The organism is Kitasatospora sp. NPDC047058 (assembly GCF_040643935.1).
Lineage (GTDB): Bacteria > Actinomycetota > Actinomycetes > Streptomycetales > Streptomycetaceae > Kitasatospora.
Genome location: NZ_JBEYVJ010000054.1, coordinates 19,797 through 34,649 on the forward strand (window position 1 = coordinate 19,797; position 14,853 = coordinate 34,649).

Annotated in this window: 18 protein-coding genes; 7 read left to right on the forward strand and 11 right to left on the reverse strand. The window is 75.4% G+C overall.

What is annotated here, in order from left to right:
* Nucleotides 1–207 precede the first annotated feature (207 nt).
* Nucleotides 208–828: a TetR family transcriptional regulator gene (locus ABZ885_RS11430; RefSeq protein ID WP_360186537.1), complete on the reverse strand. Its 621-nt coding sequence runs from the start codon at nucleotides 826–828 to the stop codon at nucleotides 208–210.
* 334 nt (nucleotides 829–1,162) lie between these two features.
* Between ABZ885_RS11430 and ABZ885_RS11435 the strand changes: the two genes are divergently transcribed.
* Nucleotides 1,163–1,927 carry an SDR family oxidoreductase gene (locus tag ABZ885_RS11435; protein WP_360186539.1) on the forward strand — a complete coding sequence of 255 codons (765 nt, stop codon included), beginning with the start codon at nucleotides 1,163–1,165 and terminating at the stop codon, nucleotides 1,925–1,927.
* Nucleotides 1,928–2,082: 155 nt separating this feature from the next.
* Here ABZ885_RS11435 and ABZ885_RS11440 read toward each other — a convergent pair whose 3' ends face one another.
* Nucleotides 2,083–2,634: a TetR/AcrR family transcriptional regulator gene (locus ABZ885_RS11440; protein ID WP_360186541.1), complete on the reverse strand. Its 552-nt coding sequence runs from the start codon at nucleotides 2,632–2,634 to the stop codon at nucleotides 2,083–2,085.
* 323 nt (nucleotides 2,635–2,957) lie between these two features.
* On the opposite strand from ABZ885_RS11440, the gene ABZ885_RS11445 reads away from it, so the two are divergent.
* The 3 genes from ABZ885_RS11445 to ABZ885_RS11455 all read left to right on the forward strand — a co-directional run bounded on the left by ABZ885_RS11445 (nucleotide 2,958) and on the right by ABZ885_RS11455 (nucleotide 6,027).
* The gene (locus tag ABZ885_RS11445; RefSeq protein WP_360186542.1) at nucleotides 2,958–4,115 is read left to right on the forward strand and encodes a carboxymuconolactone decarboxylase family protein; all 1,158 of its coding nucleotides are present in this window, start codon (nucleotides 2,958–2,960) and stop codon (nucleotides 4,113–4,115) included.
* 165 nt (nucleotides 4,116–4,280) lie between these two features.
* A complete protein-coding gene (locus ABZ885_RS11450) occupies nucleotides 4,281–5,603 on the forward strand; it encodes an FHA domain-containing protein (RefSeq protein ID WP_360186544.1) in 1,323 nt (440 codons plus the stop codon).
* 31 nt (nucleotides 5,604–5,634) lie between these two features.
* Nucleotides 5,635–6,027: a hypothetical protein gene (locus tag ABZ885_RS11455; RefSeq protein WP_360186546.1), complete on the forward strand. Its 393-nt coding sequence runs from the start codon at nucleotides 5,635–5,637 to the stop codon at nucleotides 6,025–6,027.
* A gap of 82 nt (nucleotides 6,028–6,109) precedes the next feature.
* Here ABZ885_RS11455 and ABZ885_RS11460 read toward each other — a convergent pair whose 3' ends face one another.
* A complete protein-coding gene (locus tag ABZ885_RS11460) occupies nucleotides 6,110–6,769 on the reverse strand; it encodes a Pr6Pr family membrane protein (protein ID WP_360186547.1) in 660 nt (219 codons plus the stop codon).
* Nucleotides 6,770–6,914: 145 nt separating this feature from the next.
* Between ABZ885_RS11460 and ABZ885_RS11465 the strand changes: the two genes are divergently transcribed.
* On the forward strand, nucleotides 6,915–7,445 hold the full coding sequence (locus tag ABZ885_RS11465) for an SMI1/KNR4 family protein (protein ID WP_360186548.1): 531 nt from the start codon (nucleotides 6,915–6,917) through the stop codon (nucleotides 7,443–7,445).
* A gap of 57 nt (nucleotides 7,446–7,502) precedes the next feature.
* On the opposite strand, the gene ABZ885_RS11470 is transcribed toward ABZ885_RS11465, so the two are convergent.
* The 4 genes from ABZ885_RS11470 to ABZ885_RS11485 all read right to left on the reverse strand — a co-directional run bounded on the left by ABZ885_RS11470 (nucleotide 7,503) and on the right by ABZ885_RS11485 (nucleotide 10,145).
* Nucleotides 7,503–8,393, reverse strand: a complete 891-nt coding sequence (locus ABZ885_RS11470; protein ID WP_360186561.1) for a phosphotriesterase — start codon at nucleotides 8,391–8,393, stop codon at nucleotides 7,503–7,505.
* Between the two features lie 95 nt (nucleotides 8,394–8,488).
* Nucleotides 8,489–8,887, reverse strand: coding sequence for a carboxymuconolactone decarboxylase family protein (locus tag ABZ885_RS11475; protein ID WP_360186550.1), 399 nt, complete (start codon nucleotides 8,885–8,887; stop codon nucleotides 8,489–8,491).
* A gap of 16 nt (nucleotides 8,888–8,903) precedes the next feature.
* Nucleotides 8,904–9,479: a DUF4865 family protein gene (locus tag ABZ885_RS11480; protein WP_360186551.1), complete on the reverse strand. Its 576-nt coding sequence runs from the start codon at nucleotides 9,477–9,479 to the stop codon at nucleotides 8,904–8,906.
* Between the two features lie 99 nt (nucleotides 9,480–9,578).
* Entirely contained in the window at nucleotides 9,579–10,145 is a 567-nt protein-coding gene (locus tag ABZ885_RS11485; protein WP_360186553.1) for a TetR/AcrR family transcriptional regulator, read from the reverse strand.
* A gap of 123 nt (nucleotides 10,146–10,268) precedes the next feature.
* On the opposite strand from ABZ885_RS11485, the gene ABZ885_RS11490 reads away from it, so the two are divergent.
* Nucleotides 10,269–11,258: an aldo/keto reductase gene (locus ABZ885_RS11490; protein ID WP_360186554.1), complete on the forward strand. Its 990-nt coding sequence runs from the start codon at nucleotides 10,269–10,271 to the stop codon at nucleotides 11,256–11,258.
* Between the two features lie 113 nt (nucleotides 11,259–11,371).
* A complete protein-coding gene (locus ABZ885_RS11495; protein ID WP_360186555.1) occupies nucleotides 11,372–11,503 on the forward strand; it encodes a hypothetical protein in 132 nt (43 codons plus the stop codon).
* A gap of 39 nt (nucleotides 11,504–11,542) precedes the next feature.
* Here ABZ885_RS11495 and ABZ885_RS11500 read toward each other — a convergent pair whose 3' ends face one another.
* The 4 genes from ABZ885_RS11500 to ABZ885_RS11515 form a co-directional block, all read right to left on the reverse strand.
* Nucleotides 11,543–12,319 (reverse strand): winged helix-turn-helix domain-containing protein, encoded by a 777-nt coding sequence (locus tag ABZ885_RS11500; RefSeq protein ID WP_360186556.1) that lies wholly within the window; start codon nucleotides 12,317–12,319, stop codon nucleotides 11,543–11,545.
* Between the two features lie 709 nt (nucleotides 12,320–13,028).
* Complete coding sequence (locus ABZ885_RS11505) at nucleotides 13,029–13,577, reverse strand: ATP/GTP-binding protein (protein WP_360186562.1); 549 nt, start codon at nucleotides 13,575–13,577, stop codon at nucleotides 13,029–13,031.
* A gap of 94 nt (nucleotides 13,578–13,671) precedes the next feature.
* Nucleotides 13,672–14,151 carry a DUF742 domain-containing protein gene (locus ABZ885_RS11510; protein WP_360186558.1) on the reverse strand — a complete coding sequence of 160 codons (480 nt, stop codon included), beginning with the start codon at nucleotides 14,149–14,151 and terminating at the stop codon, nucleotides 13,672–13,674.
* Nucleotides 14,148–14,567 (reverse strand): roadblock/LC7 domain-containing protein, encoded by a 420-nt coding sequence (locus ABZ885_RS11515; protein ID WP_360186559.1) that lies wholly within the window; start codon nucleotides 14,565–14,567, stop codon nucleotides 14,148–14,150. The genes ABZ885_RS11510 and ABZ885_RS11515 overlap by 4 nt, the downstream gene beginning before the upstream one ends.
* Nucleotides 14,568–14,853: the final 286 nt, after the last annotated feature.

Consider the following 14,853-nt stretch of genomic DNA (forward strand, 5'->3'; position numbering starts at 1 on the left):
GCAGCCCTAGCCGGGCCATGCCCTGGGACATCCGGGACGGCCGCCCCGGTTCCCTCTCCCGCAGTGGACACCGTCGCCGAGGCGCGATCCACAAGCCTATCGGTCCGCGAAGGCCCCCCGGACCCGCCGACCAGCGGGTATCGGGGGACCGACACGGTCCGCAGGTATGACACGAGAGGGCCCGCGGATGCGCATGGTGGCGCAGGATCAGCTGACGAGGGCCCAGAGGCGCAGGCCGGCCGTCAGCTCGCGCATGCACCGGGCACCCAGCTCCTGGGGCGAGCCCGGACCGGCGCTCGGGGCGTCGGAGAACGCCCACTCCTCCAGCGCGACCCGGATGGCGGTGGTGGCGGCCGCCGCCGCGAGCCGGATCTCCAGCTGGTCCGTCCCCGGTGGACAGCGGTCGGCGATCACGCCGCGCAGGCGCTCCTCCGAGTCGGCGTGCACCCGCTGCCACACGTCGTCCAGGCGCGGGTCCCGGAGCAGGTCGCGGGTCCAGTGCATGGCCTCGATGGCGGCGTCGTCGGCCGGTGTCAGCGACTCGGCGGCCGACCGCTCCAGTGCCTCGCGTACCGGCAGCCCGGCCGCACTCTCCTCGAACAGCTGCACCCAGCGCCGTCCGCCCGCCGCCAGCAACGGGGCGACGGCGTCCTCCTTCACCGAGAAGTAGCGGTAGAAGGTGCGCAGCGAGATGCCCGAGGCGAGCGCGATCTCCTCGGCGGTCACGGCCTCGGCGCCGCGCTCGGCGAAGAGTGCGGCGGCGGTGCGGGCGATCTCCAGCCGGGTCGCGTCGCGGCGGCGCTGGTTCAGGGTGGGGCGTCCGGTCACGGTGATCAGCGTACGCGGACGAACGGGTGCGGTGACGCAGCGTGCCGAGGTGGCGCGGACTGCCGGGCCGGCACGGCCTGCCGTGACGGCGCGGGGTGTCGCACCCGCCCGCCGAGGCCTGACGCGCCACGACCGCCTGGCACGACACGACCTGCTGACCCGACGCGACCGCCTGGCACAACGCGGCCCCCTGGCACAACGCGACCGCTGACACGGCGCGCCCTTGTGGCGCATTGCGCCTTATTGGCACGTCGTGCCACTTCGGCGTACCGTGTCAGCGCGGTCGCGACACCACGGAAGACGTCGCGAGGCCACGAACGAACGGAGTACCACCATGGAGCGCTTCAGCGGACGGAACGTCCTGATCACCGGCGGCGGCTCGGGCATCGGCCAGGCCACCGTGCACCGGATCCTCGCCGAGGGCGGACGGGTCGTCGCGATCGACGTCAACGAGGACGGCCTGAAGGCGACGCTGGACCGCGCGGCCGCCGACGGCACCGACGGCCGGCTGACGACCGCGGTGCTGGACATCTCGGACGAGGCCGCCGTACGGGCCGGCGTGGCCGGGGCCGTGTCGGGCCTCAGCGGGCTGGACGTCCTGGTCAACGCGGCCGGGATCCTGCGCTCCTCGCACACCCACGAGACCAGCCTGGAGTTCTGGAACACACTGATCGCGGTCAACCTGACCGGCACGTTCCTGGTGACCCGCGAGGCGCTGCCCGCACTGCTGGCCGGCGGCAAGGGCGTGGTGGTCAACTTCAGCTCGACGTCGGCGAGCTTCGCCCACCCCTACATGGCCGCGTACGCCGCGACCAAGGGCGGCATCCAGTCCTTCACGCACGCCATCGCCTCGGAGTACTCCAAGCAGGGCCTGCGGGCGGTGTGCGTCGCGCCCGGCAGCATCGACAGCGGCATGACCAACAACCCCGGCCTCCCCGCGGACACCGATTTCAGCCTGCTGGCCAAGCTCGCCCCCGCCCTGGGCCAGGGCTTCGCCGGGCCGGAGACGGTCGCGGGCGTGATCGCCATGCTGGCCTCGGACGACGGCGCGTTCGTCACCGGCACCGAGATCCGGATCGACGGCGGCACCCACATGTGACCCCCGGCCGGGCCGCCGCCCGGACCTCCCTCCGGATCACCGTCCGGATCACCGCCCGGACGCACCCCGGACGGCCCCCGGCACGGCCGCGTCGGGCCCGCGCCGCTCCCCCGAGCGCCGCGGGCCCCGGCGCATCCGGGGCCGGCGGGCGCCCGTCAGCCCAGCCCGCCGTGCCGGGCGGCGGCCAGCGCGGCGGTCACGGCCCGGTCGGCGGCGGCATCGTCGACCGGTTCGGCGGTGATGAGCACCCGGAAGTAGAGGGGCGCCGCGAGGGCCTTGATCACGTCGGCCGGGTCGATGCCCTCCGGCAGTTCGCCGCGCGCGACGGCCCGGGTGACGATCGGTTCGGCGCGGCGCAGCCGGTCGTCGAAGATCCGTGAGCGGACCTCGGCCATCCCCGGCGCCTCGACCGCCTCCGAGAGCATCACGGCGAGCACCGCCGCGCCGGACGGCCCGCGCAGCCACCCGGCCAGGCCACGGGCGAGCAGCCGCAGGTCCTCCTCGACCGTGCCGGTGTCGGGGATCGGGATGTCCGCCGCGATCTGCCCGGCCAGCGCGTCCACGATCAGCGCATCCCGGTCCTTCCAGCGCCGGTAGACCGTGGTCTTGTGGACGCCCGCCCGCCGGGCGACCGACTCGACGGTGAGTGCGGCGTAGCGCATCTCGGAGAGCTCGGTGAGCGTCGCGGCCAGGACCGCCGCCCGCACCTTCTCCCCCCGCCCGACCGTCGGACGCCGGCCGGGCGCCGGATGCCGGCCGCCGGAAGGAAGGTCTCCCGACAGCAGGTCTCCCGGCGGCAGGTCTCCCGGGGCAGGACCCCCCGGCGGCATGTGCTCCGGGGCAGGCTCCGCCGCGCCGGGGCGCGCGCCGGATCCGTCGGCATCGGGCGCCCCGTCGGCGCCGGGAGAAGAGGATTCGGCAGACATTGCAACTCCCAGTTGCGTTACGGCATTCGGCGTGACACGCTCACGGTATCGCAACACAGAGTTGCAATACCGCCCCAGGCATCGCCATCAGGAGGGGAACGCGCATGTCCAGGCCCTACCGTCACACCACCCCCGTCGCGCAGAAGTCCGCCACCGGCCAGGTCGCCGCCGTGTACGCGCAGATGGAGACCGACTTCCTGCTCGCCGACGGCCCGCTGATGAGCCTCTCCCCGGCCCCCGGGGTGCTGGCCGGCACCTGGGCCCTGCTGCGCGAGGCCGAGATCGTCGGCACCGCGCCGCGCGCCGACAAGGAGGCCGTGGCGAGCGCCGTCTCACTGGCCAACCGCTGCCCGTTCTGCACCGAGGCGCACGCCCTGCTCGCCCACGGCGCCGGGGACCACGACCTCGCCGAGGCGGCCCGGGCCGGCCGCACACCGGACGGCCGGCAGCACGCCGACCTGCTCGCCTGGGCGGCCGCCACCCGCTCCCCCGGCAGCCCGCTCCTCGCCGAGCCGCCGTTCCCGCCCGCACTGGCGCCCGAGTTCGTCGGCACCGCGCTGGTCACCCACTTCATCAACCGGATGGTCACCTCGCTGCTCGACGAGAACGCGCTGCTGCCGAGCGCGCTGCGCCGCTCCCGGCACGTCCGCCGGGCCGCCGCCCTCGCGGTCGGACACGCCGCCCGGCGCAACCCCGGGGCCGGGGCCGGGCTCACCGTCCTCGAAGGACCGGCCCCGGCCGGGCCGGTGCCCGCGTGGGCCGGGGAGGGCCCGGTCGGCCCCGCCTACCTGGCTCTGCGGGCAGCCGCCTCGGCCGGTGGCGACCTGTTGGGCGAGGCGGGCCGGGCCGCCGTCCTCGACGCCGTCGCCGCGTGGGACGGGGGCCACCCGCCGCTCGGCGGCGACCCGGTGGGAGCCGCGCTGGCAGACGCCGAGGTCCCGCCCGGCGAGCGCCCGGCGGCGCGGCTGGCGCTGCTGGCCGCGCTGGCGCCGTACCGGATCACGGAAACCGACGTGGCGGCCTGGCGCGCCGCCCGGCGGGCGGCGGACGGCCACGGCCCGGACCAGGGAACCGGAACGGACCAGGGAGCCGCAACGGACGGGGCAGCCGCAACGGATCACGCAGCCGGAGCGGACCGGGCCGCCGAAAGGGGCCGGGCGGACGGTGAGCTGACCCGGGTGCTGGCCTTCGGCGCGATCACGGCGACCGTGCGGGTGGAGTCCTGGATCACCGCTGGGGCACGGTCCGGCTCCCCTGCGTGACCACTGCACCGACCGGCCGGTTCCGGAGGCCGGCCGGGGGTGTGCGGCGGCGTTGATATGGCCTTTACTGGAGGGGAAGGCACCCGAGCCGGCGGGCGGGCGACACGCATCCCCGCCCCCGGTGGTTCACCGGTTCGCCGGTCGCATCCGGCAGGAGGTAGTGCCATGAACCCGCCTTCGCAGGATCGGGCCTTACCACGTCTCGTCGTCGACAGCCCGGACGAGGTCCGTGGCCAGGTCTACGAACTCGACCATGAACCGCTGCTGGTCGGCCGGGGCACCGCCTGCCAGATCCAGCTGCTGAATCCCCGGCTCAGCCGGCGCCACGCCCAGGTGTCGCGGACCGACGGGCACACCACCGTGGAGGACCTGTCCTCCACCAACGGCACCAGGGTGAACGGCCGGCGGGTGCTCCGGAAGCAGCAGCTGCACAGCGGGGACGTCCTGGACTTCGGACCGCTGGAAGTGCACTACGAGGAGCCGCTCGTCGAGGCGCCGACCCAGCCGCACGCGGACACCCCGGCCCCGGAGGCGGCGACCGTCGTCAGGGACAACCCGGTGTCACCCCGCCCGGGGGACCGGGCCACCCGTCCGAAGGCGGGAGCCCAGGGTGCGGCGCCCGAGGACGCGGCAGCCCGGGAGGCGGCGGCCCAGGCGGCCACGGCGCCGCAGGAGACCGCCCGGAAGGAGCACGCCGGGCAGAGCACCGGCCGGCAGAGGACCGACGGGAAGAGCGACGGGACGGCCGGCCGGCAGGACGCCGGCGAACAGCAGGCCGGTCGGCAGGACGGTCCCCGGCCGGCGGGCCCCCGGGTGGAAACGCCTCCCCGGGGCAGCCCCGTGCAGACCGCTCCGCCGAAGCCGACCGCCCCGCCGCGCTTCGGGCCGGGCCCCGGCCCGGGCGCGAATGCGGGCCCGGCCTCGGCTTCGGCCAAGCCGGCTCCGGGCACGCCGACTCCGGGCAGGGCGACTCCGGGCAGGGCAGGTGCGGGCACGCCGAGTGCGCCGAGACCGGGCACGCCGCATCAGAAGCCGGAGCAGAAGCCGGAGCAGGCCGCGGCCCGGTTCGACGTGGGCGAACAGCGAGACGGGCACTTCAACAACATCGGCAGAGACCAGTACAACAGGAACGAGTACAACAACTGGGTCGTGCAGGACAACCACATCCAGGCGGCCCGCCGCGCGGACTTCTTCCACAAGCTCTCCGCCATCCGGACCACGGCCCGGCACACGGCGATGGTGGGCCTGCTGCTCGCCGTGCTCGGCGGTGCCTTCCTGGGCTTCGCGGACTCGTCCCAGAACGCGTTCGACGAGGACAAGCGGTTCGGGGGCTTCACGCTCGATTCCCTCGGCACCGCGGTGGTGATCGTCGGCTCGGTGCTGTTGGTCATCGGCGTCGCCCTGGTGATCTGGACCGTGGTCCGGAAGCGTCGCTACGAGAAGGAGGAGGACCGCCGGCTGAACCCGGGCTCGTCGCCGTCGACCTGAGGCGGCGGCGGTCCATGACGAAGGGACCGCCATGGTCTTCAACATCGGTAGTCAGCAGGGCGGCGTGTTCAACAACGTCGCCGGTGACCAGACCGTGCACGGCGGCCAGTCGAGCCACTACACGGCGGACGGGCAGGACGTGCGGACCCTGGTCGGCGAACTCCGCTCGGCCGTCGACCAGGCGCAGCTGCCGCCGGCGGTGGCGCCCGAGGTCGCGGCCGAACTGGACTCGCTGGACGCCGAGGTCGCCCAGCCGGAGCCCGACCGCGAGGCGGTGGCCGGCCGGCTGACCCGGATCACCCGCCTGCTGACCTCGGCGGGCGCCCTGGTCGCCGCCGGCACCGGTCTGCTGGGGCCGCTCTCCGCGCTGGCCGGCTGGGTCGGCACCCTGGGCCGGCCGATCCTCCAGGCCCTCGGCGGCTGAGGAACCGGCTCCCGGCCTCGGGGCGACACCGGCACCGGCGGCACCGACACGGGCGCACCGGGCGCAGGCGGCACCGGGGAGGTCAGGTCGTCCGGGCGTGGGCGCGGCGGCCGCGCGGCGGGCTGCCCGAACCGGCCGCGCGGCGTTCACCGAGGGTGTTGCCCGCCCACATCAACACGGCCCCGACCAGCACGAAGCCCAGGGTCGTCACGAAGCACGCGCCCGCGACCCGGCCGTAGCCGCACGGGCGGGACGGGTCGAGGAAGACGTACGGGTACCAGTCGACCGCCCACCCGCGGAGCAGCGCGTAGGCCAGGTAGAGGAACGGGAACGCCAGCCATCCGACCGCCTGCACCGGGCGGATGCGGCGCTCCGGCGGGTCGAGCAGCCAGTCGGCGAACATCACCAGCGGCACGACCTGGTGCAGCACGTGGCCGGCCCACGGGATCATCAGCGCCACGGGGTAGACGGCCACCCCCAGCCCGTAGACCAGGCCGGTGACGCTCGTGCAGAGCACCACCGCACCGCGCACCCAACCGGGCACCGGGCGCCCGCCGGTGAGCCCGGCCCAGCCGCCGGCCAGCAGGACGACGACGGCCGCCACGGCGCTGAGATTGGTGAAGTAGCTGAAGAAGTCCACCAGCCCGGTGACGCCGGCCGCGGCCCGCTGGGCGGCGAAGCCGAGCGCGACGGCGGCCAGGAGCCCGAAGGCGAGCCGGATGGGGGCGAGCCATCGGTGCATGGTCGGGTCCGCCTCTCCGCCCGGGGCGTCGGATTGCTGCGATTCCTCAGATTCAAACCCCGGTGCGGGCATCCGGCCACCGGACGGCAGGCGGCAGGCGGCAGACGGGCGCGGGAGTGTCCGAGCGGAGCGCTACCGTGCGGGCATGACCGAGACGACCGGCGACGACCGCAGCTTCCCGCCCGCCCTGGCCGAGGTGGCCCGGATCGCATTCGAGTACGGCGAGGACGGCGAGGGCGTCGACTTCGAGCCGTACGACGCCTTCGACTCCGCCGGGGAGACCACCGACTGGATCCGGTCCTGGACCGGCAACGACGGGCTCGACGGCGACGCCTACCGGGTGTTCGGGCAGGACGGCACCGGTGGCCTGGCCGCCCTCTGGCTGGTCCGGCCGGGCCGTCCGCTCGCCGAGCAGCCGGTGGTGTTCCTGGGTTCGGAGGGCGAGAGCGGCCTGGTGGCCGGGAACCTCTCCGACCTGCTCTGGGTGCTGGCCGACGGCTTCGGCCCGCTCGAAGCGGCCGTCCACGACGACCGGGAGCCCCGGCCGGCCGCTGCCCTGGCGGACCTCGCCGGACGCCACGCCACCACCCCGCGCCGGCCCGCGCGGGAGATCATCGCGGAGGCCAGGGCCGAGTTCGCCACCTTCTCGGAGGACCTCGACGCCCTCTGCCGCTGAGGGCAGCGCAGCCGGAGCACGCCCCCTCTCCCCCGCGCGGGCCGTGTCTCCCCCCGCTCAGGACCGCCACTCCACCCCGAACGCCCGGGCCGGGTTGGCCTTCAGCAGCCGGGCGGGCAGCTCGGGGCCGAACGCGCGGGCGAGGCGTGGGGCGAGCGCCGTGAGGAGGTGGACCGGGCCCGGGGTGTGCCGGGCGCTGCGGGTGGTGGTGTCGGCGCCGAGGAGCAGCTGGGGGGCGTGGCCCGCCTCCACGAGCGCGGCCACGGTATCGAAGAGGTGGTGGTCGGTGGCGTGGTGGGCGCGGGAGGGACCGTCCAGGGCGACGTAGGCGCCGGACGCGGCGACGTCCCGGTGCAGCCGCAGGTCGGGCAGGCGGTTGAGGTGGCCGAGGATCACCCGCTGCGGCGGGACGCCGTACCGGCCGCAGAGCAGGTCGAGGACGTCGGGCGCGGCGGTGCCCAGTTCGTGGTGGACGGCGATCGGCGCACCGGTGGCGTGGTGCGCCTCGGCGGCGGCCTGCATCACCCGGCGGGTGTGCCCGTCGAGGCCGTGGTAGTCGCCGGCCACCTTGATCAGCCCGGCCCGGACCCCGGCGGGTGCCCCGGGCAGCCCGGCCGTCAGCTCGGCGGTGAGCCGCTCGGCGAGCCCGTCGTACAGCGCGGCGAGTGCGGTCGGTTCGTAGTGGACCGCCTGGTGGAGGCCGGTGGCCGCGACCACGTGGACCCCGGTGGCGCGGGAGAGGTCCGCGAGCACGTGGGCACCGCGGCCCATGCCGTGCGGGGTCCACTGGACGAACGCCTGCCCGCCGGCCGCCGCGAAGTCCCGCAGGACCGTTTCGGCTGCGGCCGGGTCGTCCAGTTCCTCGCCGGGGAGGCGGGGGCTGCGCAGGAAGAGGTGGTCGTGGGCGTCGCAGACCCCGAGTCCGGCCGGGTCGACGTCGCCGCGCACGGTCCGGACCGCGGCGGCCCCGGGAGCGGGGGCGGGCGCGGGGGCCGAGGCGGGAGCCGGAGCAGGCGCGGGCGCCGGGGCGGCCGGGGTGGCGTTCACGCCTGCTCCGCGAAGGCCGCCGCGGCGACCCGCAGGCCGGCGAGGGCCTTCGGCACGCCGACGTAGGGCGCGAGGTGGACCAGCACCTCGGTGATCTCCTCCCGGCCGAGGCCGGCCCGGAGGCTGTTCCGGACGTGGTCGGCGAGCTGCGGCTCGACGCCCCCGAGGGCGGTCAGCGCGGCCAGGTTGGCGATCTGACGATCGCGCAGGGCGAGACCGGGCCGCTGGTAGGTGCCCCCGAAGAGGCTGGTGACGATCCAGTCGGGAAAGCCGGGCGCCAGGTCGTCCAGGCCCTGCAGGGTGGCGGCGGAGGTCTGCGGCCCGGCGAGTTCCTCCAGCAGGGCGTAGCCGGCGGCGCGGTCGAGCGGGGCGGCGGTGAGGGCGGTGGGCTCCATCGGGCGGGTGGTCCTTTCACCAGTGGCGGCCGGCGGGCAGCCGGTCGAGTTCGGGGCTGGACAGGTGCAGCACCCGGTAGCGGGTGCCCGGCTCGGCGGCCGGTGCGGGGCCGGCCCAGAGGGCGAAGCGCAGCAGCTCCCAGCGGCCGGGGTCGACGGCGACGGCGGCCGTGTGCAGGGCGGGGTGGCGGGGCAGCGCGGCGAGGGCGGCCTCGACGGCCCCGGCCGGGTCGGTGTGCTCCGGGAGGCGTTCGACGTGGCGGGTGGCGGCGACCGGGGTGTCCCGGGCGGGGCCGCGGCCCAGGCCGCTGCCGAGCCAGTGCCGGACGGCGGGGCGGCCGAAGTCCTGGCAGAGGCCGCGGAAGCCGGGGCCCCAGAGGAAGCCGTTCATGCCTTCGGGGGTGCGCCAGAGGTAGAACGGGGCGTACTCGTTGACGGGCGCGCCGTCCTGGCCGCGCTCGCGGACCAGGTAGGCCTTGAGGCCGAGGCCGGGGTGGGTGTCGAGCAGGTCGCCCTTGTCGGCCACCCGCTTCCGGATGATCCCCATGTCGTAGTCGGCGGGGAGGGTGATCGTGTACTGCATGGCGTGCACGGGTGGTCTCCTCGGGTTGCGGCGTCGGACTCGCGGCTTCGGGCTCGCGGCACCGGGGTCGTGGCACCGGGCCCACGGGGGTCGGCCCGCCCGGCGGGTTCAGCCCGTCCGGCGGGCGGCGAGCAGGCCGAGGGCGCCGCGGACGGCCCGGTCGAACGGCTCGGCGTCCCCGGCCGCCCGGGCGAGCACGTAGCCGCCCTGGACCACGGCGACCACGGCCGCCGCGGTGTCCACCGGGTCGAGTCCGGAGCCGAGTTCACCGTCGGCCTGGCCCTCGGCGACCAGCTCGGCGATGCGGCCGCGCAGCCAGTCGAAGGTCTCGGCGACGGGCGTGCTCAGCTGCGGGTCGGCGATGACGTCCGGGTCCTGGGCCATCCGGCCCATCCGGCAGCCGCGCAGCACCTCGCGCTCGCGCAGCAGGTAGGCGGCGATCCGGTCGTAGGCGGTGCCGGGGCCGGCCAGGTCGGCGGCGGCGACGGCCCGCATCTGTTCGGCGCTGCGACGCAGGGCGGCGGCGGCGAGGTCGGGCTTGCCGGTGAAGTGGTGGTACATGCTGCCCTGGCCGACGCCGGCGTGCTGCTGGATGGCCTTGGGGCTGGTGCCGACGTAGCCGCGCTCCCAGAGGAGTTCCTGGGTGCTTTCGATGAGGCGGTCCTGGGTTGCCATGACGATCACTGTACATACCTGTAGGTACATCTGTACATACCTGTAGGTACAGAACGCCGCGAGACCGCGGCCCCGCCCGCGCGCGGCGCTCGATCCGGGCCGCCGGACTGGCAGGATGTCGGCATGACCTACCTTGCCGCGGATGAGCGCTACGCCACGATGACCTACCGCCGGGCTGGCCGCAGCGGCGTCCGGCTGCCCGCCGTCTCCCTGGGCCTGTGGCACAACTTCGGCGACACCCAGCCGCTGGAGGTGCAGCGGGCGGTGCTGCGCCGGGCCTTCGACCGGGGCATCACGCACTTCGACCTCGCGAACAACTACGGCCCGCCGTACGGCAGCGCCGAGCGCAACTTCGGCTACCTGTTCGCCCAGGACTTCCGCCCGTACCGGGACGAGCTGTTCATCGCCTCGAAGGCGGGCTACGACATGTGGCCGGGCCCGTACGGCGACGGCGGCAGCCGCAAGTACCTGCTGGCCAGCCTGGACCAGTCGCTGGGCCGGATGGGCCTGGACTACGTGGACGTCTTCTACTCGCACCGCTACGACCCGGACACTCCACTGGAGGAGACGATGGGCGCGCTGGACACCGCGGTGCGCTCGGGCCGGGCGCTGTACGCCGGCATCTCCAACTACCCCGCGGAGCAGCACCGGGAGGCCGTGGCGATCCTGCGCGACCTGGGCACGCCGGTGCTGATGAACCAGTCCGCCTACTCGATCCTCAACCGGTACGTGGAGGGCGGCGTCCTGGACGCGGCCGGCGAGACGCAGACCAGCCTGATCGCCTACTCCCCGCTCGCCCAGGGCCTGCTGACCGACCGTTACCTCTCGGGCGAGGTGCCGGCCGGGTCGCGGATGTCGGTCGGGCACTTCCTGAAGGAGGAGTCGCTGACCGGCGCCAAGCTGGAGCAGCTGCGGGCCCTGGCCAAGGTGGCCGAGCGGCGCGGGCAGACCCTCGCGCAGCTGGCGCTGTCCTGGGTGCTGCGGGACGAGCGGGTGGTGTCGGTGATCATCGGCGCGAGCAGTGTCGCCCAGCTGGACCAGAACATCGACGCGCTGAACGGCGGCCCGCTCACCCCCGGGGAGCTGGCGGAGATCGACGCGCTGAGCCGCTGAACCACCGGCCGGGGCCACGGTCGCCGCAGGTCGGCGGCGCGGCGGCCGTGACCTGCGGCGCACCGGGGCGTTGAACCGTCCGCACACGTCCTTCGAGACCCCGGGAGCCCCCCGTGCGGACGATCCTGCTGCGCGCCCTGGCGCGCTTCGCCCGGCAGTTGGCGCTGACCTCGCCGGCGCCGTTCCCGCTCCTACCGGGCATGCCGCCGCGCACGCCGACGGCGTTGGACGCCCCCGGCCGGTAGGGCCGGGCGTTCACGGCGAACGCCCGGCCCCGCCGGCGGTCACGCCACCGGCGTGTACTTGTAGCCGACCCGACGGACCGTCACGATGCTGTCGCGGTAGGCGGATCCGAGCTTGCGGCGCAGCCGCGCGACGTGGACGTCCACCGTGCGGCCGTCGCCGACGTGGCCGTAGCCCCACACGGCGGAGACCAGGTGGTCCCGGGTGTGCACCCGCTGCGGGTGCCCGGTCAGGTGCGCCAGCAGCTCGAACTCCAGGTACGTGAGGTCCAGCAACCGCCCGTCGACGTAGGCGTTCCGGCGCTCGACGTCGACGGTGATGCCGCGGCCGGCGGCGGGAGCGGCGCGGCCGGAGACGGCCGCGGCGGGAACGGCGGACAGCGGCGAGGCGCCGACGGAGGGCGGGCCGGCCGGCGCCGCCGCGGTCTCGGCGGGCACCAGCACCAGGTACCCGACCATCGGCTGACCGCCCGTGGCGCCCGACTGCGCACCGTACTGGGCGAGCAGGGCCTGCGGCAGCGCGCCCGGCGGAAGGGCGGCGACCACGGTGGCCCCCTCCGGCAGTGCGGCGAGCAGGGCCGGCGGGGCCTGGACGTTCTGCGGAGCCGCGGCCGCGGCGTGCGGGACCGCGGCGGCGTGCGGCACCGGCGCGACGGACGGGACCGGCGCGACGACGGACGGGTGCTGGACCGGCGGGTGCTGCGGGCCGGCCTGGTGCGGGCCGTGCCACCGGTCGGCGGTCGAGGGGACGGACCGGACCGCGCGCAGGTGCGGGGTCGCGGCGGGCAGGGGAAGGGCGGCCGTGGAGGAGGAGGACATGGTTCCGCTCATTTCGCGCGTGACGGACGGGGTGGAGTCGTCTGCGCGTCGACCGGGCGTGCTGCCGAGGGCTGATCCGAGGTCAGCGGGCGGACTGCCGGGACGCGCTGGGCGACTCCGGACAGGCGGCCTTGCCACCGGCGGCGGTGACGGGGGTGGCAGTGGGGCAGTCGAGGTTCACTGGTGCTCTCCGCGAAGCGGTTGCGGGAAACGGCGGTTGCGCCGGACGGGGGCGTCCGGTGCGGCCGGGGCGGCGGGGTGACGAAGCGCCGGTCGACGGAGCGTCAGGCGGTGTCCGGAGGTGACGCCACGGCCACCAGGGGCGCGCGGGGCGGCAGGCCGGACCGGCCGGGGCGCGTCTGTCGGTGCGTCCGTCGGCACGGACGGGGAAGGGCCCGGTCCGTCAGCGACAACAGGCGCTGCAGAACAGCGCGTGGTCGATGTACCGGCGGGTCGTCAGGGCCGGGGTGACCGGGGCGGGGACGGGCGCGGCGGCTGCGCGTCGCTGGTCGACGGTCATGGCCCTGCCCTCCCCCCTGCGTTGTCGCGCCCCACGGGCGCCGGTGCCGTTCCGAGGCGCCCGGCGACAGGGCTCGGGGCGGCCTTCGTCCACAGAGCCTTCCATGCCGGGCCGGTCAAGGCAACCTCCCGGACGCCGAACGTCCGCAATGCGGACGCCCGGATGAGACAAGGCCGGCCCGACGCCCGGTCAGACCTGGGCCAGGGCCCGCCGGCGCCGGTCGGCGGCGTGCTCGACCAGCGCGACCAGCACGTCCTTCCCGTCCTCGCGCCGGCGCGCGTCGCAGAGCAGCACCGGGACGCCCGGGTCCAGGTCGAGCGCGTCCCGGACCTCCTCGGGCGCGTAGACCTGCGTGCCGTCGAAGCAGTTCACCGCCACCACGAAGGGGATGCCGCGCTGCTCGAAGAAGTCCACCGACGGGAAGCAGTCCGCCAGCCGGCGGGTGTCGGCGAGGACGACCGCGCCGAGCGCGCCGCGGGCCAGCTCGTTCCAGACGAACCAGAACCGGTCCTGGCCCGGGGTGCCGAACAGGTAGAGCGCGAGTCCGGGGCGCAGGTCGATCCGGCCGAAGTCCATCGCCACGGTGGTGGTGCGCTTGGCCTCCACGCCCGAGGTGTCGTCCACCGGGCGGCCGAGTTCGCTCAGCTCCTCCTCGGTGCGCAGCGGGCGGATCTCGCTCACCGCGCCGACCAGGGTGGTCTTGCCCGCCCCGAAGCCGCCCGCCACCAGGATCTTCACCGCGACGCCCGGGCCGCCCCGCCAGGCGGGGTCGTTGGCGCTGCCGGCGGCAGCGCCGGCCCCCTGGGCGGTGGCGGCGGCGTTCGCGTGGTGGTCAGAGCGCACGGAGTCCATTGATCACGTCTCGCAGCAGGCGCTCGTCCGGCAGCTCGGCGAGCGGAACGGGTCGGGTGACGCTGATCAGCTCGGCGTCGTAGAGGTCGCCGAGGAGCACGCGCACCACGCTGACCGGGAGGTCGGTGTAGGAGCCGAGTTCGGCGACGGACAGCGGCTCGCGGCGGCACCAGGCCAGGATGGTCTGGTGCTCCGGGTCGAGCAGGTGCGCGGGCACGGCCCCCGCGTCCGGCCCGGGCTCGGCGGCGGTGATCAGCGAGATCAGGTCGAACAGTCCGTCCTCGACCGGCCGGGCGCGCCCCCTGGTCATCGAGAACAGCCGGACCACCGGCCCGGCCTCGTCGTCGAACCAGCGGTCGTCGACCGGGGTGCGCGGCACGAACAGGTCGACCTCGGGCTCGTCCCCGCCCGGGTCGTCCTGCTCGCTCGTCGGCTCCTCCTCCGCCATCAGGCCGCTCATCTCCCCCGCGGGGCGGCTTCGGTGCGCGGTTCCGCGGCCAGGTGCTCGCCGACCCGCTTGACCAGCAGGGCCATCTCGTAGGCGATCTGGCCGATGTCGGCCTCGGCCTCGCTCAGCACCGCCAGGCAGCTGCCGTCGCCGGCCGCGGTGATGAAGAGGAACGCCTCGTCCAGCTCCACCATGGTCTGGCGGACGCCGCCGACCTTGAAGTGGCCGCCGGCGCCCTTGGCCAGGCTGTGGAAGCCGGCCGCCACGGCGGCGAGGTGCTCGGCGTCCTCCCGTTCGAGGCCGCGGGAGGCACCGGTGGCCAGTCCGTCGCCGGACAGGATCACCGCGTGCCGCAGGGCCGCGACGCGCCCCACGAGATCGTCCAGGAGCCAGTTGAGGTCCCCGGCCGACTGCGTCGATGTGGTCATGAATCAGTTTCCTTCCGCTGGAGCGGGTGGTGCGGGCGGTGCCGGTACTGCGGATTCTGCGGGCGGTGCCGGTGTTGCGGGTGTTGCGGACAACCAGGGTGGTGCCGGTGGTGAGGGTTCAGCCGTCGGGGTCCGGTCCGCGCGCGGCACCGGGGGTGCGGGCGGCACGCGCCGGGCGAGCGGCGCCGTGTGGCGGTCTCGGTGACCGAGGCGGTCAGCACCGGGTGCGTCGAGACCTCGACGAACGCGCCGTAGCCGCCGCCGAGGAGCGTACGGACGGCCTCCT